We start from the raw sequence: 21,000 nt of genomic DNA, 5'->3' as shown, positions 1-21,000 counted from the left end.
TTTAGGCGGCACCCAAGGCCTGAGTCCTGTACTGCACAGGGCTTAGGCCTTTTAGTTTCATCTTGATACGCTCATGGTTGTAGTAGTGGATATAGTGGTCGAGCCCCTGCTGCAACTGCTCAATGGTCTCGAACCGGTTCAGGTGGAAGTACTCGGCCTTCAGGGTCCCAAAGAAGCTCTCCATGGCTGCGTTATCCAGGCAATTCCCTTTGCGTGACATGCTCTGAGCTATGGCCCGCTCTGCCAGCAAGTGTCGATAGCTGGGATGCTGGTAGTGCCACCCTTGGTCAGAATGCAATTGTGGCTTGTCTGACAGGCCCAGACGGGCAAACGCCTTGTGCAGCATGGCCCTCACCAGCGAGAACACGGGGCGGGTGCCGGTCTGGTAGGCCACGATCTCGCCGTTGTAGAGATCCATGACCGGTGACAGATACAGCTTCCGGCCGTTGACGTTGAACTCCGTGATATCGGTGACCCACTTCTGGTTGAAGTGGTGTGCCTGGAACTGGCGGTTAAGCAAGTTGGGCGCTACTCGTCCCACCGCCCCACGGTAGGAACGGTACCGCTTTCGGCGCACCAGGGACGCCAGGCCCAGCGCCTGCATCAGCCGCTGCACGGTCTTGTGGTTGATCGCCTCACCTGCCTGTCTCAGGACCGCGGTGATGCGGCGGTAGCCATAACGCCCTTGGTGCTGCGCGTAGATCTGCTGTATCCGAACTTTTAGCTCCGCATACTTGTCGCTAATCTCCAGCGTCTTGACCTGATAATAGAACGTGCTGCGCGCCAGCCTGGCAGCGCGCAACAGCAAGGCCAACTGATGTCCCTGCCTTAACCCCTGGATGGCTTGCGCTTTTTGCCTCGCGCTGCCGTCCGCTTTTCCTGGATCAAGGCATCGAGCTTTTTTAGGTAGGCATTTTCCGCACGCAGGTACGCCAACTCCTCGAGCAGTTCCTTGCGGGAACGTTCATCGTTGACGGGATCACTTGGCGGAGGTGAAGGCGGCTTCTGAGCCATTGGACATCGTCCCTTTCGCTTCGGTGCGAGAGCATTCAGGCCTCCACTATGATACTGCTGCTCCCATCTGCCAATAGCGCCTTCCTCACGAATGTCGAACAGTGCTTGCGTCTGACGCTGTGATAAGCCATCACGCCACATGCGTTCGAGCACCGTTCGCTTGAAGGCTTCGCTGTGGCAGCGAGAGGTCCTGCGCAACCCCAACGCACCATGATGTCGGTAACGCTCCGTCCATCGACGCACCATGGAAGGATCCAGGCAATGCTGGCGAGCGACTTCTCTTAGGCTGGCATCCCCTCGCAAGCATTCCTGCACTACCTGTAGCTTGAATGCCTCGTCATGCTTGGTTCTCATGAAAACACCCCGAAAGCAGGATCAGTGTCCAACTTCCGGGGTGCAGTTCAAATGCAGGGGCTTTTTTTATGTGTTACGGATGAGCCGCTTGTAGCGTTTCAGCATAGCTTGTTGTGCAAAGAACAAAGCGATGAAACCCGCCCAAATAAACGGGGCAAATTTGCTCAGCCCGCTGTTTGATGTGTACACGGTAAAGAAGAGTAGAAACGCAAAAATCACGGCATTAACTGCGTAGATAAAAATAACGTTCTGCCTGGCTCTCCACTTAAAAGCCCTGGCTACATCTTCTTCGTTAGCACCGATCAGTTGGTGCAGCTCATTTGCGACGAATGAGCCCTGGGTCGGCTGAGCGGCTTGTTGCCGTGCTGCGATCGCACGTTGGCGACGAGCTTTGCGATTTTTTTTAGCCATTTCGACCTCCGAGCGATCGACGCAGTTACCTTTCTGTCTTTAAATTTTACTGTACGACGATTTCAAAGTCAAACCAGAAAAACCTATTTCCTGATTTTTTCGGCTGGATCAAAATATGAACGGCGATGACATAGATGTGTCACAAGGTCGATATGAGCGTGAATTATTGTTTTGGCTAACCAAAGTATGTAGCCCCCCGCAAACTTTAAAACCTCAACCGTTCCCTTGGATATAATATCCATGAGAGGCCTAAACACTTCCTTGACTCCTGGAAGTATTCCTAGGAGGAGCATGGCGAATATGGCAATGGTCACCCAAAATAATATCGTAATCATTTTTAAACCTAAGCTGTTGCAGTAAGAAATTCGTTTAGCCGCTCCTCGAAGTTGAGCGCCTGCTTGTCTGCAGGAATCTTCATCTTGCGTTTAATTACCTTGAATGATGGTATGTGCTTTGGATAGTTGATCATTGGCGTTCGCAAATGGTACATACGTGCGCCCATCATCATGACCGCTTGGCCCATATCCATCGCTCGCAACTGATCCGGTGTTACCCGAAATTCCTCAACTTCACGCCAGCTTTCGCCCATACCACCGCCATCAGACATACTAGATTGAGGTGTGGTTCTCAGATACTGCGCACTCTCGCCCTGGTTGGCCGAGACTGACACGGTACGCTGGAATCGCTTAGTTTTGCCAAGGATCTCAGCGGCCTCTTCAGGGCTGTCTTTCGCGCCGAATTTGAAGAATATCTTGTTCCATGTGTTCTGGATTACGATGTCAGCAAAGTCGGGCGATACCCGGTTGAGCTGACTAAATGACTGGAAGGCAGGAATAAGCGCAATATTTGCCGATCGCGCTTGCTCGAAGAGACGGCCTACCCCTTCCATTACATAAGCCCCCATCTCGTCTAGGAGCGCGATGAAGTGCTCTGGCCTTTCACCCTTGGGTAGATCCTGTATGTAGGCTACAGCCGAACGAATGTCCGAAACGATCATTTTCCCGAGGTTAAGAGCTGCGGTGTCCTTGCCCATCGTTGGGAGCGAGACGTAAAGCATGTGACCCTTGCGGATGATCTCTGTGAGCACGATCTCCGGCGCATAGACATTGAACACCTTACCGAATTTGCCCTGGGCGAACAGTGCTATACGGCCTGCCATGCCACCTAGCGTTTGCTTCATGCGGTTGAGGTCAATTCGTGTCCCTTCCTTGGTACGGGTACGGAATTGGTCGAGAAAAATTGATAGCGCCCGCCTCTCTGGCCCTTGGGGCGTCATACGCTCGAGGTTTTCCAAAGCTCGATCGGACTGCAGCAGAATAGACAGATCGCCAAAGTGATATAGCTGCCCCGAGGCTTGCAAAGCCGCAATGATGACCGTCAATGCATGGTTGGCGGATTGGCGGTAGTGATCCGCACCGGGATTGTTTTCAGCCGATGGGATGAGGTTCATCAGGCGAGAAGCCACCTCATCAGGATCGCCATGTAGAACGGGATTGTAGGTGTTGGCGTTATCAGGATCTGAAACGTCGATGATGTAGAGTTCATCCTCACGGCCTGTCACTTTGGCCATGTACGCTAAATGGTCCCGAGTGTCCCGATCGATTTTCGCATCGATGAACAGCCATCCTCGTCCCCGCGCCGTTTGTTGCCAAAGGATGTATTCTCCCAGAGTGGTTTTACCAACACCCGACTGGCCAACGATCGCGGTATGTCGCTGCCCGAGGATGTCGGGCATGTTAATTCGCGTGTTTTTGTCGGTGGTCAAACCGATGTGTAAACCTGGCCCGTTGTGCTCTACTGGATCGTCTGAGGGCAGTATGAAGCCCTCACGAGAATCTTCGTCGTACTGGCGCAACTTGGCCATTGCCTGGCTCCAAGTGAGCTGCGCCATGCCCAGCGACCCGAGAATGCCGGCAGGCCATGCAGGCAACGTCCCTGCAGCCCAGGGCGTTGCCGCTGCTACGCCTGCAGCAATCGCTGTGAGGGCCAGCGCATCCATTCTGCCGGCTATCATGGGCAGCCCTCCAGCTTTATGGTTTCAGCCTTGAAAAGACCTGCTGCCCATGAGGCAGGAGCTGACTTACTGTGACTATCCGGTAAGGGCAGCTGACGGCAGCGTATCGTCGTGGTCGTCGTATCAGTACGGGGATGAATGCTTACAAGGTGTCCAGGATAGGATGCGAAAACTAACAGGCCAATATAGCCTGGTGGTAAATCCTTAGGTGGCTGGCCACCAAGGTATTTGACCCATGCATTGCTCCAGCTTAGTTGATCAGGTGTGATTACAGACTTGCCTAAAAGCTGTCCGGCATCAGGACCACCGTAAATTTGCACGCGATGGTTTTCGTCTTGCTGCTGCGCATTAGCATGTGCTATTCCAAACAAGGTAAGCCCTGCAGTTACGCAAGCAGCGAAAATTATAGTTTTCATTGGCTGTTCCTGTCGAAAAATCCGCTTGGCAACTTTGCTCGTCCATCAGCACCATTCACGTTTGGTAGTAAAGAGTTTGGAAGAACACGGCCTCCCGGCACAAGTGAGTTTAGGTAGTCATTCCACATGCTATATTTGAATTGCTCTGTGAACACATCGCCTGAATAGGTTACGAAACTGATTCTGCCTGTATATACAATGCTACCGTCTGGTGTGATGGAACCTCGATCGCTTCGATGGCCGTAGGTATGATAGATAGGTTCTCCTGGTTTGGCTGTTGAAGGAGAAGATCCGTCCCCCCAATCCACAACGGCCTTAACTACCTGCCGTACGTTTTGCCCGCCATATTCATAGGATGTATAAAGTGATGCTATGTCTAGTCGTGTTTTTAAACCGACATAGCCATTATTTGGTGTCAATTGAAACGGACGTTGACCAGCATCCATTACGACACCCTGAGTACCTGCGTTTCCATTGGCTAAAGCGTTAGCCTGGTCTGTTACTAAGTCTACAGGGCTCCCGTAGGAGCCCATGGATGCGAGACATGTGAAGCATGCCAGAGTGAAGCGAAACTTTATCTTGCCCATGTCTGGTTAAACTCCGCTTGTGCTTTTTCGGATAGAGTTTCGACATATTCTGAGAAATCCATATCACCCAAGTCCAAAGCAAGGAATTCATTGATAGTGAAACCCGAGCAATCAGGCCTATATTGCCTATCGTAGGTAGTTGACGCTTTAGCTACGCAGCTACCTAAGACTTTGAGCATGCATGGTTCATATTTCTTTTCTGAATACGTGTACCAAGGCTTAGCGTTAAGATTAACTTCAATTGTCGCTCTAAACTCGCATTCTTCATCGTTGCAACCCCCTGTCAATGTAACAGGAGGAGCATTGTTGACATAATTGGCCATATCGCTTATGTCAGAAGAAATATTTAACTCTTTCCATGCAGCCCCTGTATCGCAGTCGTACTCTGATCCCACACACATTCTTAGTCCACGTTTAGGGGAAACTGTGCCTAGCGGATTAGTAAATGCCTCAAAATGGACATTGTTGTGGTCCCAAGAGAACTCTCCCCACCCATCGTTAGGGAAATTTATGGGCCATTTCATGTCCACAGGGATACGAAGTTGCCCACCAGCTCCGGCTTTCCAAGCATGGACTTTATATTCGCACGATCCATCTTCGTAGCATCCGCCATCTATCACCGAATAGCGATTTAGCGCCCGCGTGTGGTGATCTTCTGCAGCAAGTCTGTGCGTTTCCCAACCAGGGCTGAACCCATAAACTGGGTGATCAGGAGGTACACCACAGGACGATTCAGAGCACACAACAGCATATATATCTGGGCTTGACGGGCAATCGTATCCAGAGACCATAGAGTTAGTGAAACCTTCGTCCGTGGCGCATTCCTCTTTCCATTGCCAGAACCTGACTCGATTGCCATTGACGTTTAACTCATTAGTCCACCCGCCAGTTGACTTGTAAAAGGCAAAGTCGATTTTCTTTGTTTGTGCGCCACCAGCATTCTTTGATGCAAGCTCGGCAAGCTGTTCTCGTCCCTGTTCTTGAATGATCCTTGCGAGCATTGAATCGAACTCACACCAACGTTGATACTCATCTACTTGTGTTTGTGTGTTGGCAATTGACCATGGTTTTGTCCAGTGGGCGCAAATCTGCTTGGCATAGGACATATCCCCTTTGGCAGGGGCATTGTGCAGATAGTTGGCTATCGTGCAGAGGGTATTATTTGTCGGAACGAAGCCAGGTGTGACCTGGACTGCACGCTTGGCCATGCGTGCAGCTGCAAGCTCCACATCTTCGAGATCGCAGTAGTCGGCACCCACACCCGTTGCCATTGAAATAAAAGAGCTTGTCAATACGACATCTTCAGGGTCATCTTGGCAGCATTCCATGTGTTCAATGGCGTTCATAATGTCAGCCTGGGCTGTGCCAGCAAGTGCTGCGCCGAGTGGACCGCCAAAGTATGTTGCCAATACTGTCGCTACTGTCGTGTTGAACTCCATCATTCTGCGGAAATCACTTGTTACGGCTTTGCATTCGCGCTCCAACCCCGAAAAAAACCGCATGTTTTCATCGAAACCACCCTCGGCCGCTATCATGTCCATGATGCCAGCAGCAGCAATGGCATCGGAAAATGCGCCTTGATCATCACTAACCTCGGGCATGATCTCATAAGAACTAGGATCGCAATGGCCATCCTCTCGGCAGGTATAGGTCTGTTCTTGTCTTACACACAGCCCATCTTGCTCTTTGGTACATTCATAGCTCGTTACGCTACAGTTGGGATCGTTATTACAACGAGGTGTCTCGCCTATATAACAGCGCTTTGTGACTTTTTGACCGACGACATTACCTGATTTGTCAAGTATATCTTCACTTCTTATAGCTGGCCCACAGCCATAGGAAGTGTCAGCGCTGCAAGAAGCTTCACTGCGTTGCCACTCTTCGATCCAGCTATCTGGAAGAATGCGAGAATATTCCGAATATGTAGCCGGATAGGTTTCATTGTACCTGTTCACCAACTCCCAATCATCGTCGTTTTGTAATTCTTGCAGATTGCATGTGTTGCTATATGGATCGCCATAACAACGGTACGTGACAGCATATTCCCAGCACTCGCGGCGAACGGTCTCACCCATTATCTTTCGGGGAGCCGAATCAATACAGGTTTCGCCAAACTTATAGCATTCTTGATAATCTGTAACAGCCCCCAGGCTGATTTGAGGGTTGAGTGTCAAGGCTAGTAATACACTAAGTATAAAATATCTCATATTACTGAACCTCAGGGCGGCGACTTTCCAAACCAGTACATTCATCGACTACTTTATCTGTAAATTCGATCCTCATAGGTATAGGGAAACTGCTTGAACCCGCATAACTTATACCTCGGCATGGGTTTTCAAAATAAGCAGTTACATTGCAGGTCGTGCCATTACAGTTCTGTTTGTAAGCAACTCGATAGCAACTACTTCCCCCCATGTCTTCTATAACCACTGTTTTAGGTACATCAATGTTCAAGCCGCCTGTAACTACGTTTTCATGAGGTCCGCTAAAGCGCTGGTTATTTGATTTTCGTACTGTGTCGTAAACAACCCGATAACCTTGGTCATGGCAGTAAAAATTATATCTAAGGTAATCAATGCAGCTAGAGCATGGGTTGCTTGTTATGGTTAATAGGTGGTCGCCCTGTTCACAGGTTGGTATTTTTCTTCCTGTTACCTCAAGTTTTCTTGCGCATGTAAATTTTTCAGAATCTCGCTTAACTTCACATTCCCGTGATTCTGGCTCGCAAGTAACTAGCCTGGTTGGAATGTCTACTACGCAGGATTCCTTTGTGATGCGATCTGGTTCGCACTCCCCGCCGCTATTTATATCAAGAAAATCTATTGTCCTTGGATCTTCTGGATCGCAAGAGACTGGTATATCTCCTTCGCTGAACAGCTGGTTAATTTGCCCACCAAGGCACTTCGATCGTTCATCTGCGTATTGACTGCCTTGGGTAAATGTCGGGTTGTCCCGTACATCGGCTATAGTGTTTGAGGGATGGCTTGGATCTTTATTTACCCTGTCATTTCCTTGTTGCCGCATATCGTTACCGCCCCATGCATCACCATGTAATTGGTGCATGGTCATTGTGCAAGAGGATGATGAGCATTCCGCCTCGACTCGATATGCTCCGTATAGGATACCGCCGCTAAAGGCAGCTTCTCCCCCTATCGGAATTTCACGATTGATGGTATATCGGTCGTCGCTACAGCGTATCCCTTGGGTTAAAGCGTCGCAGATTGAGACGCTAATCCTCTCCAGTTCTCCGTTGTCGCTTTGTTCACACTCTTCAATAAGCACCCGAATACCGCCTGCTGTGAGTCGAGCGCCGTCGCGACATTTAAAGTTTCGCTGTTGTTTCTGCTTTACCTGGAGACCAACCTCGCCACCAAGCTCGCCTGACGTTTTGGTATCTTCAAGCCCGAGGCTGGATGTGGCGGACTGAAAAGCATTATTTGGATTGAAATCTCTAGCCCATGCTCCTCCAGCGCTCATCCCCGCTTGGCTAGGGTCTGCGAACGCGCCAGCGCTCAATGGAACGAGGGCCGCGATAGCGGCCCCCATAGCAAGCATTTTGAGGCAATTGCCCTTCGGCATGTTACTCCTCCCAGAGATGGTCAGTATTCTGTCCTGCAGGACCAACAGCCGGCCCCATGGGCGTGTCATAGACTTCGCGATCGGTGCCCTGATACCGCTCTTTGAGTCTTTGCGCGTTGCGCTCAGCTAACTCATCGGTCAGCGACTCCCACTGTGCTGTTGCAATGCCTGCCTGCTCTTGAGCGCTTTCGGCGCCCTCGCCTTTCAATGCGTTGATGTAGACCTCGGCATTGCTGGCCCCGCGTTTGCTGAATTGCTCTAAGGCATATAGGGCAGTGACTGACCCTTCTGCCTTCCAGTAGTCCTCTGGGTCGCCCTTGGGGCAGCCTTGGTACTCGAGCTGCTGACCATTGATTTCGCCGATTTGCCGCTTGGCGGTCTGGCACACACCCATGGGATCTTCCTTGGCAAGGACGATCGTGGGTACGGTCTCGATGTCGTAGGTATCGAAGAGTCGCGGGTCGATCTGGATCGGCGCTGTCATCCCTCCTGGTCGTAGAACCTTCAGCAATCGCTCCATGGTGAAGTCGCGGAGGTTCATGCCTGGCTCCACACCACGCAGAACCAGCTCACCGCCAGCTCTGGCCGCGTCGAGCGCATAGCCTCGAATCAAGCTCTCGGGCATTGAGAACGAGATGAAGAAATACAGCCTGTCCTGCTCGCCGAGATCCAATGACTCCCTCAGAGCCTGCCATTCAGCTGCCATCTCGGGGTCTGCAATGCCTCCCGTTTGGCCCTGGGCACGGACGTTCTCAATCATCTCCATTCCAGCAACCTGCCCAGCAGCACCCCCTGTACCCGCCCCCATGGCTTCGAGAATGGCCTCAGGTCTTCCCTGGCCAGAGAACAGATTGTTTGGTGCCTGTGAGCCTTGGAGAGCGGTGAACGCGCCCTGGGCGGCTTCTACGGGCGTTTGTTGGCTTAACGCGGACGTGCTGATCAACGTCAAAGTAATCGCGGTCAGAGTGCGCAACATTGCTTACCTACCCAGATCAAGAATGCGGAATCGGTACGAACGGCGGTGTTGGCGGGAGGCAGCATCCCCCAGCGGAACTCGGACATCCCCAGAACGGCGGTTTGGTTACTGGCTACGGGAGCCACAGGATCAATCCGATATTGACTGCGGATCATGTTCGGCAGGTAAACGGACTGGCATTCCGCCCATGGGCCGGTAGTCGATAGCAGGCCTGCCATTCGCGTCTTTCGCTGCATGTATTTGCCAAGAACATGGAGGTTGCCGCCTTGAGGGGAGCTGTGCGTGGTGCTAGAGCCTGTGAGTGGGTAGACGACGCCCTGCGATCCCTGGCACCAAAACATCATGTCAAGCGGGCGCCCTGCGGCCGAGGCCACGGCGTCGGGGATACACGAAAGAGCGCCAACTGGATTGGCGAAGAGAGCTGACTCTGGAAAGGCAATCGAGGTCCAGGTGTCATCCTGCCAAGTGGCATCGACCTCTGTAAGGTTTGCAAGGTTGAAACCGGAGGTGTTCATGCACCCCAGTGAACTCATCATGTTGAGGACGCTGAAGAGTGGGTAGATATACCAGTGAATTTGCATCCTGGTGACGCTGCTTTCACCACGTCCCGAGCCATACGTCTGGTTGGAAGTCAGCGAGTCGTATCCGGTAAGCACTTGTGTGCCACCGAGAGTCGACATACAGCCAGGTGTTCGTGCCACTTCAGCTAAAAAAGTTGGCTCCCAATAAGTCATCCCAATCCCTGGCATATCGACACCATAGGGGCCGGGGCACATACAAATGGGGTCCATGTGCATGAGGGATGGGTTGGAGCCACCGCCCGTGGAAATACCGGCCACGGTGACTGGAAACATGTTGTTCCAATTCGCGTCGTTGATGGGATTGAAAACCTCACCTCGACATGCAGCTGAACCGGATAGCGGCGAGGAGCTGTAAGCATTCCCCGAAGTGAGGGCAGCCACAGTCAGGACAGAGAGCAATAGCCTCTTCATGGCAGGTATTCCTCCAAAGTGGTGGCATCGTAGGGGTAGGCGAAATGGGTCACTTCGATCACGTCTGGCCGGCTGTCCCTGACGCCAGCAAGCGAGGGTGTGTGCGTAATACCTAGCCGGTCGAAATGCCACTCTTCTGCGAAGTACACGGCTTGCCCAAGATCCGATGCCAAATCACCGGGGTCACCCGCTGTGACGATCACTGTCAGGTTGGCTGGGTGACGAGCCTTGAGGGACTTGGCCAGCTCACGTTGTTCGTCGGCACGGAGATCCACGACGAGTAACCAACTCTCGGGCTGCATGTGCTCGAGGGGATTGACCTTGGTGCCGGCCTCGTAAATGACACCCCATTGGTATGTTCCATCGGGTTGCCGCTTCAGGGCCTCGATGTCTTCACCGAGCGTGTAGGAGGGATCTACAAAGTGAGTTTCGGTGTGCTCGGCTATCGGGACGAACCAATCAGGTATGTCTCGAGTATGATTCTGGGCCTGCTCTGCAAGGTGCTCATTGACGGCGCCCCAGTCGACACCGCGGGCCTCTGCCACGATCGCAAGCCGCATGTCGGGCTCAATGATTTCCCAGGTAGGACCCAGCACCCCCAGATCCTGCTCTGAGGCAAGTGCGGCTGAGGGTATGGCGGCAGCTGAGAGCGCTACCGATAACGCCGCAATTTTACTATACTGTACTACGTTTTCCATGTTTAAGCCGTTCCAATCTGCGGTATACGCTGCGCTCGGTCATGTTCGCTGCGGCTGCGATCTCAGCGGCTGAAAGGCCTTCGCAGTGTAGGGCTAGCAGGTTTTCATGAGACAGCTCAGATCGAGCTGAGCGTTTGGGTAGGTCGATGAGGTGCGCTGACACCGTTGAGGTGGCCTCGATAGAGGCTTCAGGGTCAATGTCGATTTCGTCATTGAACTCTTCAGTGAATCCGGGGATCTGTTCGGCCATCAGGTCAAACTGTTCAGCCCTGGGTTCACTATCGGCCTGGCCGGCCTTGTGAACGGTCACTGGTAGGATGGTATGGCGGCGCCATGTGCTGACCGCGAGGAACGCCGCCTCACCAGCATATTTCATGATCGCATCATGGGAATACGAAGGGTCATATTCCTTAGAGAACCAGGCCACGTATATTTCCTGCTTCATATCCTCCTGCCATTGTCTGGGGATATGCAGTCGGGCAGCCGTCCAACCAACAAGTCGCTGCATTTCAGAGGGCGGTTGACTTGCCAGATATTCAAAGAGGTTAGCCATGCGTGACGCACTCCTGAACGACCTGATCAACACGCTTGAAAGGCATGGCTGCGAGATCAAGGTCAGCATCCCGACAACCCGAGGACGTGTTGCTCGAAGCACGACCGACAGTGACCTGGCTCGACGTATAACTACGCTGCGTGACGATTACGGCATGACGCTGGCCACGATCGCAGGGCACCTGACTGCGAAGCTTGGATGCTCGGTTTCCTTGGCCTCTATCCATACCTGGACAGGGGGAGCGGTCCCTCGAAAGGTGTCCTATGACAAAGTGCTCGAAGCCATTGATGAAATCATGGCCGAGAACGTCGCCATTGAAGGCGGTGCTTGGGTCGATGCCAAAGAGGTCAAAGCCACAGTGGATCGCTGGATGGAAGTGATGACCCCACGCCAGATAGCTGTAGCCGCTGACGAGGCGGTAACCTCTGTGCGCAGTTGGGCCACAGGTAACCATCGCGTTCTGCGAACCAAGTGGCGACGAGTTGTGCCCCTGGTTGAACAGATGTGTGAGGTCATCCAAGCACAGCATATCGAGACCTAGCGCCCTTATGCCTGGTGGGGCTCACGCTGATGGCTCGGTGCCTCAGCGTGAGATCCCGTAGCAGCCTGTTCTGCTGAGGGGGTCTCCCCAGCCAATTTCTCCTGCTGCTTTGCCTCCTGCTTTTTCCTCCGCTCCACCTCCTTTTCGTACCGCCTGAAAGCGCGGTCCCTGTCCATGAGGGTGGTGAGCATGAGGTCTACCAGATCGCTGTTCGCAACCTTTTCACCAAATGTCTGCTGGTACAGCTCCTTGTACAGCTCAAGTCGACCGAGCGTTGACTCAGGCAACTGCAGCGGAAGCTGTTTTTTGGGATCGTGCTCGATGCGGCCGATGAGCATTGCTAACTCCTGGGTTATGATGTAGCGATGCAATCTTGCCGCCGACACAGCGGCACCGGATAGGCGATAGGGAATTAAATCTGTCATCCGGTATAGTTCAATTTGACTAGCTGAAATGCCGTGGGGCATATGGGAGAGAGACTTGGCTCAGGGGAACAAGGACAAAGACCTACGAACGGTCGTGGAAGCCGGAAAGCGCAAGCCTGGCTCTGGCCCCAAGGACGGGCAGAAGGGCAAGGCCAAAGGGCCAAGGACTGACTACCTGCAAATAGAACCGGAGACGCCTGGCTACAAGCTCGTGCAGGTAATCTTCGAGCGAGCCGTTAGCGAAGGGGTAGCTTCCACTGACCTGGCGGAACACCTCGGTATTGCACCGAGCACCCTCAGCCACCTGAAGACGGGGCGAAGGTTAGCCAGCAGCTTGGGGCGTGATGTGATAGAGCGGTTTGCTGAGTGGCTGAACTATCCAGTGCTGGCCGTGATGATTTTGGCGGAACAGGTACGGCTGGCTGACTTTTACTCACCGCGAAATGACCTGGATCGCGCCATTGACCGGGCTCTCCAGTTTATGGCTGATGATCCTGAATGGGGCGGCATGATGCCCAAGGACATTGAAGGCGCCTCTACCCACATGAAATTGTGGAGCGTGTGGATGTATGAGCGTGCCACCAAGACCCGCCTGATTACGGGCGGAATCGATTATCTTGACCTCCTCAAGAGCATGGATGAATTCAGGGGCGAGTACCCCAGCAAGGAATAAGCATTTCCCCTAGCCAGGAGTGAGAGCTTTTGGCTTGGCTCGATGGGTTTGGCCCTTACGCTCGACTCATCGAGAGGCAGCGAGACAAGCCGGCTGCCTGACGAGAGGGAACATTCCCACAACTACCCTGATTTGATTATAAGGCCGTGATCCGTTCGAGTTAGCCGTCTCGGTCAGCTCCCCATTCTTGCCCCTTTTCTGAAGATAGCACTATCCGCGTGTCCTTTTGGCGTCTTGTAAGCTCCTAATTCTAAGGTGTTTATAGGCGGCAGCGGCTCGTGTCTTATGGTGCAATTCTAATGGTTTCGTGTGCGTTCCTGACGCCTGTTCCAGAGCATAATTGTTGTGTCCACCGTTTCAGTTATTACTGAGTCAACGAAAAGCACATGAGCCGCTTCGCGGCTGAATACGAGGCGCGCCTCGAAAGGCCTAGATTGATCAATGCTGTTACCGTAAATCCGCCCCAAGTCACTTCGTTCTCGGAGGGCGAAGAGGCATGTTGGTGTGGAGTGATTAGGTCATAGCGTAGTTTCAGCGTTGCACTCCACGAAATGCACATGGGCCGCTTCGCGGCCGATCATGAGGCAAGCCTCGAAAGGCCTAGGCCTTGCAATTACTGAACTTGGAATTCGCCCCGAATCAACTTCGTTCAAAACGGCTAATATAGGCACACGCTCACGCATCGAAGGCGCCAGCATCGAGCACGGTGGCAAGGCCTCCCCCACACCCCGACACGCACACATTCATCGTGGTTGCTCACGCATCGAAGGCGCCAGCATCGAGCGCGGTGACATGACCTCCCCCACACCCCGACACGCACACATTCATCGTGGTTGCTCACGCATCGAAGGCGCCAGCATCGAGCGCGGTGGCATGGCCTCCCCCACATCCCGACAAGCGCACATTCGCCGTGGACGTTCACGCATCGAAGGCGGAAATATTGAACATGGTGGTATGGGCTCCCCCCACACTCCGTAGGTGCATACAGTCCCCAGTCGGCCTTAATCGGGAGCGGGTAATATTGGAGACCAGAACAGCTTTCGAGTGGGCAGAAACTCTGCTTACTAACGTACCTATGTTGTCTCCCAGACCTATCTCTATGGAGAGCCGTTGAGTATGCGCTTAGCATCCTCTCTGGTTGCTATTGCATCTATGTTTCTATGCATCGCAAACATACATGGACATGGCGAGTTGGATCGCGTGTAGCGGTGCCCCTGTGCCCATCTTAATGGGTTGGTGGAACGCAGTAATGGACTCGGTAACCTGGCTCTACGAAAGGTCACGGACAGTGGCGCATCGTATGCATAGGCTTAGTATCGTGAGGGCCATAAAAATGGCTCGCAGTGGCGGCCTGCGAGCCATGGAGAGATGTTCATGAACTTTGGTTACTGATGTGTTTAGTCGCCCTCAGTAACGCCTTGCTGGCACAGCTCTGGACGATAGTGGCGAGCTGTACCAATCGCTTTGTTGATCCGCTTCAAGTGCTCGATAAAACGTGCTCTACGCTCGATCAGAACGAGGGCTTCAGCAATCAGTTCCCGTGCTTCCTGGGGGACGGACTTGGCTCTTGCAGCTACCCCTGGCCGCTGTATTCTAACGGCGTGCCAGGTAGAGGGGGCGTGCCGGCTATGCTGTTGTCGGTTGACCCATTTCTTCCATACCGGGTGGGGGCATCCCAGGCAACCATAACCACAGCGGCTGACATCCAATAGTACGGCTCCATGGGAGCGTGGCTGGGCTTGTCTGATGCGCTCAACGATGTCCAGAAGCTGCCTTGTGTACTCTCCCATAATCGCATCTATATCAGCCGTCAGTGCGCCCACCATAAGCTCGGCTTCGTGCGCCAGCACTTCCCTATCGACAGTACGGCGGGATCGACGTTGTTGAGCAACTTCTGTCTGCATTTCTTCGTCGTCGTGATGTGCTTCGTGCATGGTGGTTCCTATTATCCTCTACCCCGCTACAGGCTTCTCGCTCTGTGCGGTCGAATATGTCTGAGCGATTCCGGTTTGGAGGGAGTTCAGTGAGCGCCTTCCTTGGCAAGGGGAGTCCTTTTCGGTTGTGTTCTTTGCGATTAACCTTATGTTTTATCCCCGTCCAGGGGGTGCCCGGGCGTGCCTCGCGGCGGGCTAGCGCGGGTGCTCGTTCAGGAACATGCGGCATTCCTGTATGGAGGTACGTGCAGCCTCGGGTAGCTGCACTCGGTAGCGCTTTGCTGCGGACTCTGCAGCGGCAATCATCTTCGCGGTCGGTGCCTTGGTCTGCATGTACTTATCGATAAAGGCTTTGCACTCCTTGAAGGAGGTCAGCTCACCGTTCAGTGTCACCTCATTCTCTTCCGCCAGGCGCATTGCCAAGGCCTTCATCTTGTCAGTAGGAGGCGGTGTCTGCTGCATTACCTCGTCCAGGAATGCGCGGCACAGATCGAAGCTGTTTTCGATGCCTTCCGGTAGCGTGAGACTGCGAGCTGCGGCGATTTTGCGAGCTGCGGACAGCATGTTCTCTGTGGGACCGTTGGCTGCCTCCATAACGGCTTCTGGTGCATTGTCCATGATGTCGATTGCCTCGTTTATGCGGGTGGTAATGAAGTCGCGCTGAGCGGTTATGAAGGCGTCTCGGCCTTGCTTGGCTGCGGTATCGTTGGGGGCGTTCTGGATCGCATCGAGCTGACGTTCCCAAGCGGCGGTCACACGAACATCGGAGAGTTCGGTGGGGGTGTGGTCGATGAATGCGCGGCCTCGCGGGGTGGAGACGATCAGCTGCTGTTTGCCCTTGCGCTTGGTTGCGATGTATTCGCGATCGAACAACGTCTGGATGACCGTATCCCTGGTGGCTGGTGTGCCGATTCCTTCAGCCTTACGGAGTGCAGCAGCATCTTCCCCATCGACGTGCCGGCCGGCATTCAGCATGGCGCTCAGCAAATCGTGCAGCGTGAAGTGTTTGGGCGGTTCGGTGCGTGCCTCGTGAAGCCTGACAGCCTCGATCGGAATGCTGGCGCCGGCCACCAGTGGGGGTAGGTCATTCTGGGCTTTCTGGGCCTCGAATGCGGTCATCCAGCCGTGGTCAATGATGCGCTTGAAGGTGCCGGCGAACAGGGCTGGCTGGCGCTCCAGTACGTCCTCAACATCGATGCTGGCGCTGACACTCAATGCCTCGACGGTAGCGGCCGGTAAGAGGGCCTGGATGAATTGCTTGGCGCATGCCAGGTAGACCTTTCGTTCGGCCTCAGTTCGAGCGGAGAGGTCGGGTGTCTTGCGGGTTGGGATGATCCCGTGGTGGTTCATCGGCTTGTCGGTAAAGCAGCGTGGCCGTGGTGCCTCAGTGCCCTCCATGCAATGCCGACGACCGGCCTGGCGAGCTGGCGCCATGAGCGCGTCGTCAGCCTTTGCTGCGCCACCCAGGATGGCCAACAGGTCGTTCCGGTTATACAGGCTGGCCGGTAGCTCGCCGTGCTCTGTTCGGGGATAGGTCAGGTAACCGTCACTACGCATAGAGTCGGCCGCTTTCAGCGTCTGTGTGGCCGTCAGCCCGTACAGTTTGGACATGTCCCGCTGAAGCGCTGTGAGGCTGTATGGCAAGGGTGGATGCTTGGCCGTCTGCTTTGTCTCGGCCTCCAGAATGGAAGCGGTATCGGCAGCCTCGAGGCGCTTTGTGAATGCCAGCATGGCAGCCCGGTCCAGGAACATTGGCTTGCCGTCATCCTGGAGCTGGATACTGCTGGCGCCAGCGATCGGAGGGGCTGGAGAGTAGGTCAGCTCGCCCCCGCCCAAGGTGATCTTTGCCTGGTAGTGGTCGACCGGAACGAAGGTCTCAATGGCGCGATCGCGAGTGACGACCAGACCCAGGGTGGCGGACTGGACACGGCCGGCTGACACGACACCGGCCTTGCCCTCCCCTTTCGCCAAATCGCTTCCCATAAGGCCAAGGCGAGCGGTTGCGGTGTAGGCGCGTACAAGGTACTGCCAGAAGCCATCGGCGTTGGCTCGAGCCTGTTGAGCCCGCCAGAAAGAGATGGTTTCCCCGGCGTTCCTGAGGCGCTTGGCCGCGGCCTGAACGTCGGCCGCTTCCATGGAGCCGGTCAGCCACATCCGCTTCACGGTTCCCCGGTACTTGGCGTACTGCAGGATCTCGTAACCGATGGCCTCCCCTTCGCGATCGGGGTCGGTCGCGAGCCACACCTCACTGGCTTGGGAGAGTTCCTTTTTCAGGTTGCCCAGGTACTTCTTGCCGCGGTCGGTGGGCGTCTGAGGAAAGGCGGTCGGCAGGGGTAGAAGGCTGCGGGGATCACGCCAGTTGGCCTCGGGGCTCACCTCGGAGGGTTCGACAGGCGCCAGCAGATGGCCAGCTGCCCAGACGAGGGTGAGGGACACGCCATTCCAGGTGCCGGTGTAGGCGCTGCCACTGCGGGTAAGCCCCAGGGCTGGGGCAATCTTATCGGCCTGGTCCGAGTGTTTCTCACACAGAATGAGTGCTCTTGATGTCATCCTGAAGGTCGTCCTTCGGTAGGGAAAGAAGAGCGGAAAATCGCACCGCTCAGAAGCAAGCCGACAATACGATGTCTTTCATCGACAAAGTGTATTGCTTTCTTAAAAAGTGTCGTCTAGTATAGCAACACATAGGCGTGAGAAACAGAGTTAGCCATCCCGCTGACCGAATAAAGCGGAGTGCGCCCGTGATCTCCTCTCTCCCCTGACGCGGCTTCGGGGATGCGCATCAGCCGTCTGGTCGTCCCGATTACGGGGCTACCGGAGAGCCTTCTGAGCTAGCCCTGATCCGGCTTCTCTCTCACTCTCAACTCAGAGGGCTCCCCAGTAGCAGATCCAGAGTTTGATGTCGGGCGTGGCCCGGGCGTGCTGACATGCCGCGCTCCCCTGTATGAGCCTGATTTCCCTACCTCACCCGGCCTCCCCAGCCGGGTTTTTTTATTTGCGAGGGCGATTCATGGACAACCTGGAGGAATTGAGCGGTGTGGTTAGTGCCGTTCGTTTCGTCGGTGAAGAGGGGTTCCAGATCCTGACCGTGCGCGATGCACAGGAACAGGAGGTAACGCTGGTGGCCGTATGCCAGCCGCTCAATGAATCGCCCCGGGTATTCTAGACACCCCTCAAGCTCTGGAAGTAACGCCGCTCATACTCAACGGGTGATAGGTCATCACTCGTCCCATGGCGGCGCCTTGGGTTGTAGAACATCTCGATATAATCGAACACATCGCTCCGGGCAGCTTCTCGGGTCGGATAGATTCGCCGCTTGATCCGTTCACGCTTGAGGAGTTGGAAGAAGCTTTCTGCAACGGCGTTGTCGTGGCAGTTACCACGGCGACTCATGCTACCCACCAGTTGATTGGCCTTCAGAAAGCTCTGCCAATCGGTGCTGCTGAACTGGCTTCCCTGATCCGAATGCACCATGACAACCCCTTGCGGCTTTCGCCGCCAAACCGCTGCCAGCAAGGCATCCAATGCCAAGTCAGTGGTCATGCGAGACTTCATCGACCAGCCCACCACCTGTCGAGAGAACAAGTCGATGACTACCGATAGGTAGAGCCAGCCCTCGTAGGTACGGATGTAGGTGATGTCGGTGACCCACACGATATTGGGTGCTGTTGCCTCAAACCGTCGGTCCAGGTGGTTGGGCGATACCCTTGCCGGTGCACCGCCGTAGCAACCAGGGCGGCGTCGGTAACCCGTCTGGGAGCGTAGCCCTTCCCGGCGCATCAGGCGGGCCACCCGATGCTTGCCACAGGCTTCGCCAGCCTCCCGCAAGTCCTGATGGATTTTACGATAGCCATACACACCGCCACTTTCGAGCCAGGCGTGCTTGATCAGTCCCAGCAGGCGCTGGTCATCCCGGGCCCGCTCAGACAGAGCATTACGGCACCAGGCGTAGTAGCCACTGGGATGCACCGCCATCATGTGGCACAGGCACCGCACCGAGTATTGGTCCGCATGGTCGTGGATAAACGCGTACCTCAGTCGGACTCTCTGGCGAAGTACGCGGTGGCCTTTTTTAGAATATCTCGTTCTTCTGATACACGCTTCAGCTCTGCCTTCAAGCGCCGGTTCTCAGCTTGAAGATCAGCATCCTGTTGTCGATGTTCCACAGGCTTGGCGTAGCGTTTTATCCATTGATACAGGCTATAGCCGGACACGCCCAGCCGGGCGGCGACTTCAGCAACGGGATGGCCTCGCTCCGTCACCTGCTTGACGGCTTCGATCTTGAATTCTTCGGTGTATCGTTGACGGCTCATGGAACCTCCTGATGCCTTCAGTATAAGGCTTGGAGGTGTCTACGAAACTAGGGGCGATTCAGTTGATTGATCGCGCCATGCCCCAAAGGAACCAACCCGAACGAAGCGGGGCAGATTTTTGATAGCCAAGCTAGGCCGTTTTCCGTTTTAACACGGCCTGGAAGGGTACCGACTTCCGGAGGGTAAGCGATGCCGAGCTACGACGCGTGGTAGAGAAGCTCAACAGCCGATCCAGGAAGCGCCTGGGTTATCGGACACCTGCCCAGGTATTTCTCGGTGAATATTCAGGGGCAGTAAAAACCGCAGGTACTGCGCTTATTAGTTGAATTCAGGAATCCAAGTGTCCCTGGCCTCTGAAATCGGCCTAATACTCCAGTTAGGCCGAATCATTGATCAGGCGGTCAATAATACCTTGATAGCCTTTTCCGCAGCGGCACGCGAGAACACATCGTAGGCCTGCTCGATCTCGTTCAGGGCAAAGCGGTGCGTGATCAAGCTCTGCGCGTCGATGCCACCGGCTTCGAGAAAACGCATCAGCACTGGAATGGTGTTGGTATTCACCAGCCCCGTGCGGACCGTGACGTTCTTGATCCACAGATCCTCGAGGCGGAGCTCGACGCTGCGGCCGTGCACACCGATGTTGGCGAGCTTTCCGCCAGGTCGCAGGATACGCTGGCAGGTATCGAACGACTCGGGGATGCCCACGGCTTCCATGGCCACATCGACGCCGTCGCCGTCGGTGAGTTTCATGATCGCTTCGACAGGATCGGTACTGACAGTATCGGTCGCCCCCAACTGGCGGGCCACGGCCAGCCGGTTCTCGTCGGGATCGATCATGATGATGCGGGCCGGCGAATAGAAGCGCGAAGTCAGCAGGGCCGCCAGGCCTATCGGTCCGGCGCCGATGATGGCCACGGTATCGCCGAGCTTGACCTCGCCATTGAGTGCGCCGATCTCATGGCCGGTGGGCAGGATATCGCTCAGCATCAGCGCGGCAGCCGGGTCGAGCCCCGGAGGTAAGCGGTAGAGGCTGTTGTCGGCATGCGGGATGCGCACGAACTCGGCCTGGGTTCCGTCGATCTTGTGCCCCAGAATCCAGCCGCCATCACGGCAGTGAGCATACATGCCCTGCTTGCAGTAGTCGCAGTGGCCACAGGACGTGATGCAGGAGACAAGCACCTGATCGCCAGGCTTGAGGCTGCTGACGCTATCGCCAACCTCCTCGATGATACCGATGCCTTCATGGCCCAAGGTGCGGCCGGCTTCAACCGCGGGGACGTCACCTTTGAGAATATGCAGATCGGTTCCGCAGATGGTGGTATGCGTCAACCGAACGATGGCATCCGTAGGTTTTTCGATGCCAGGATGGGATTTGTCTTTCCAGTGACGTTGACCCACCCCTTCATAGACAAGTGCTTTCATCGATCCGGTACTCCTATATACGCGACCAGTGACTTTGGCCGCTGTTCACTAAAAGTATGGATGTTACGAGATGCCAGGACTTGATTGATGTCAGAATTATT

At 54.7% G+C, this 21,000-nt stretch carries 19 protein-coding genes and 1 pseudogene; 4 read left to right on the top strand and 16 right to left on the bottom strand.

Features of this window, described 5'->3' with window-relative positions:
- Position 1 precedes the first annotated feature (1 nt).
- From BM194_RS15890 to BM194_RS15850, 11 genes are all read right to left on the bottom strand, one after another.
- A protein-coding gene (locus tag BM194_RS15890) for an IS3 family transposase (RefSeq protein WP_092848753.1) occupies positions 2-1,368 on the bottom strand; the annotation gives its coding sequence in 2 pieces (ribosomal slippage) (positions 2-906 and positions 906-1,368; 1,368 coding nt in all).
- 66 nt (positions 1,369-1,434) lie between these two features.
- Entirely contained in the window at positions 1,435-1,779 is a 345-nt protein-coding gene (locus tag BM194_RS15885; RefSeq protein ID WP_092848751.1) for a hypothetical protein, read from the bottom strand.
- A 343-nt stretch (positions 1,780-2,122) separates the two neighbouring features.
- Positions 2,123-3,793, bottom strand: a complete 1,671-nt coding sequence (locus BM194_RS15875) for a type IV secretory system conjugative DNA transfer family protein (RefSeq protein WP_092848748.1) — start codon at positions 3,791-3,793, stop codon at positions 2,123-2,125.
- On the bottom strand, positions 3,790-4,209 hold the full coding sequence (locus BM194_RS20485) for a hypothetical protein (RefSeq protein ID WP_143097607.1): 420 nt from the start codon (positions 4,207-4,209) through the stop codon (positions 3,790-3,792). The genes BM194_RS15875 and BM194_RS20485 overlap by 4 nt, the downstream gene beginning before the upstream one ends.
- On the bottom strand, positions 4,206-4,796 hold the full coding sequence (locus BM194_RS20480) for a hypothetical protein (RefSeq protein WP_143097606.1): 591 nt from the start codon (positions 4,794-4,796) through the stop codon (positions 4,206-4,208). The genes BM194_RS20485 and BM194_RS20480 overlap by 4 nt, the downstream gene beginning before the upstream one ends.
- Positions 4,784-7,048 carry a conjugal transfer protein TraN gene (gene traN / locus BM194_RS15870; RefSeq protein ID WP_092848746.1) on the bottom strand — a complete coding sequence of 755 codons (2,265 nt, stop codon included), beginning with the start codon at positions 7,046-7,048 and terminating at the stop codon, positions 4,784-4,786. Before traN ends, BM194_RS20480 begins: the two co-directional genes overlap by 13 nt.
- Positions 7,005-8,375: a hypothetical protein gene (locus BM194_RS20475; protein WP_143097605.1), complete on the bottom strand. Its 1,371-nt coding sequence runs from the start codon at positions 8,373-8,375 to the stop codon at positions 7,005-7,007. Before BM194_RS20475 ends, traN begins: the two co-directional genes overlap by 44 nt.
- Before the next feature lies 1 nt (position 8,376).
- On the bottom strand, positions 8,377-9,351 hold the full coding sequence (locus tag BM194_RS15865) for a type-F conjugative transfer system pilin assembly protein TrbC (RefSeq protein WP_092848743.1): 975 nt from the start codon (positions 9,349-9,351) through the stop codon (positions 8,377-8,379).
- On the bottom strand, positions 9,336-10,343 hold the full coding sequence (locus tag BM194_RS15860; RefSeq protein WP_092848741.1) for a TraU family protein: 1,008 nt from the start codon (positions 10,341-10,343) through the stop codon (positions 9,336-9,338). The genes BM194_RS15865 and BM194_RS15860 overlap by 16 nt, the downstream gene beginning before the upstream one ends.
- Complete coding sequence (locus BM194_RS15855; RefSeq protein WP_143097604.1) at positions 10,340-11,041, bottom strand: hypothetical protein; 702 nt, start codon at positions 11,039-11,041, stop codon at positions 10,340-10,342. Before BM194_RS15855 ends, BM194_RS15860 begins: the two co-directional genes overlap by 4 nt.
- Positions 11,019-11,594 carry a hypothetical protein gene (locus tag BM194_RS15850; RefSeq protein WP_092848735.1) on the bottom strand — a complete coding sequence of 192 codons (576 nt, stop codon included), beginning with the start codon at positions 11,592-11,594 and terminating at the stop codon, positions 11,019-11,021. Before BM194_RS15850 ends, BM194_RS15855 begins: the two co-directional genes overlap by 23 nt.
- On the opposite strand from BM194_RS15850, the gene BM194_RS15845 reads away from it, so the two are divergent.
- Positions 11,593-12,135, top strand: a complete 543-nt coding sequence (locus BM194_RS15845) for a hypothetical protein (RefSeq protein WP_092848732.1) — start codon at positions 11,593-11,595, stop codon at positions 12,133-12,135. The two genes, BM194_RS15850 and BM194_RS15845, sit on opposite strands and share 2 nt — an antisense overlap.
- Positions 12,136-12,140: 5 nt before the next feature.
- Here BM194_RS15845 and BM194_RS15840 read toward each other — a convergent pair whose 3' ends face one another.
- Entirely contained in the window at positions 12,141-12,473 is a 333-nt protein-coding gene (locus BM194_RS15840; RefSeq protein ID WP_177223436.1) for a DUF2274 domain-containing protein, read from the bottom strand.
- Positions 12,474-12,615: 142 nt separating this feature from the next.
- Between BM194_RS15840 and BM194_RS15835 the strand changes: the two genes are divergently transcribed.
- Complete coding sequence (locus tag BM194_RS15835) at positions 12,616-13,233, top strand: helix-turn-helix domain-containing protein (protein ID WP_092848727.1); 618 nt, start codon at positions 12,616-12,618, stop codon at positions 13,231-13,233.
- A gap of 1,397 nt (positions 13,234-14,630) precedes the next feature.
- Here the strand turns inward: BM194_RS15835 and BM194_RS15830 are convergent.
- Entirely contained in the window at positions 14,631-15,167 is a 537-nt protein-coding gene (locus BM194_RS15830; protein ID WP_092848725.1) for a hypothetical protein, read from the bottom strand.
- A 195-nt stretch (positions 15,168-15,362) separates the two neighbouring features.
- Positions 15,363-17,717, bottom strand: a complete 2,355-nt coding sequence (locus tag BM194_RS15825) for a DNA topoisomerase (protein WP_092848722.1) — start codon at positions 17,715-17,717, stop codon at positions 15,363-15,365.
- A gap of 457 nt (positions 17,718-18,174) precedes the next feature.
- Between BM194_RS15825 and BM194_RS20670 the strand changes: the two genes are divergently transcribed.
- Entirely contained in the window at positions 18,175-18,330 is a 156-nt protein-coding gene (locus tag BM194_RS20670) for a hypothetical protein (protein ID WP_177223435.1), read from the top strand.
- On the opposite strand, the gene BM194_RS15820 is transcribed toward BM194_RS20670, so the two are convergent.
- Positions 18,327-19,477, bottom strand: a protein-coding gene (locus BM194_RS15820; RefSeq protein WP_092848719.1) for an IS3 family transposase whose coding sequence is annotated in 2 segments (ribosomal slippage) — positions 18,327-19,234 and positions 19,234-19,477 — 1,152 coding nt in all. Because the reading frame shifts where the segments join, the coding sequence is not laid out codon by codon here. The two genes, BM194_RS20670 and BM194_RS15820, sit on opposite strands and share 4 nt — an antisense overlap.
- 161 nt (positions 19,478-19,638) lie before the next feature.
- Between BM194_RS15820 and BM194_RS20960 the strand changes: the two are divergent.
- A pseudogene (locus BM194_RS20960) lies at positions 19,639-19,803 on the top strand (IS30 family transposase); the annotation flags it as partial.
- A 67-nt stretch (positions 19,804-19,870) separates the two neighbouring features.
- Here BM194_RS20960 and BM194_RS15815 read toward each other — a convergent pair.
- Positions 19,871-20,899, bottom strand: a complete 1,029-nt coding sequence (locus BM194_RS15815) for a zinc-dependent alcohol dehydrogenase family protein (RefSeq protein ID WP_092848717.1) — start codon at positions 20,897-20,899, stop codon at positions 19,871-19,873.
- Positions 20,900-21,000 lie beyond the last annotated feature (101 nt).

The organism is Modicisalibacter xianhensis (assembly GCF_900113605.1).
GTDB lineage: Bacteria > Pseudomonadota > Gammaproteobacteria > Pseudomonadales > Halomonadaceae > Modicisalibacter > Modicisalibacter xianhensis.
The sequence above is the reverse complement of the archived record's forward strand: the minus strand, read 5'-3'. Positions and strand labels throughout refer to the sequence as shown.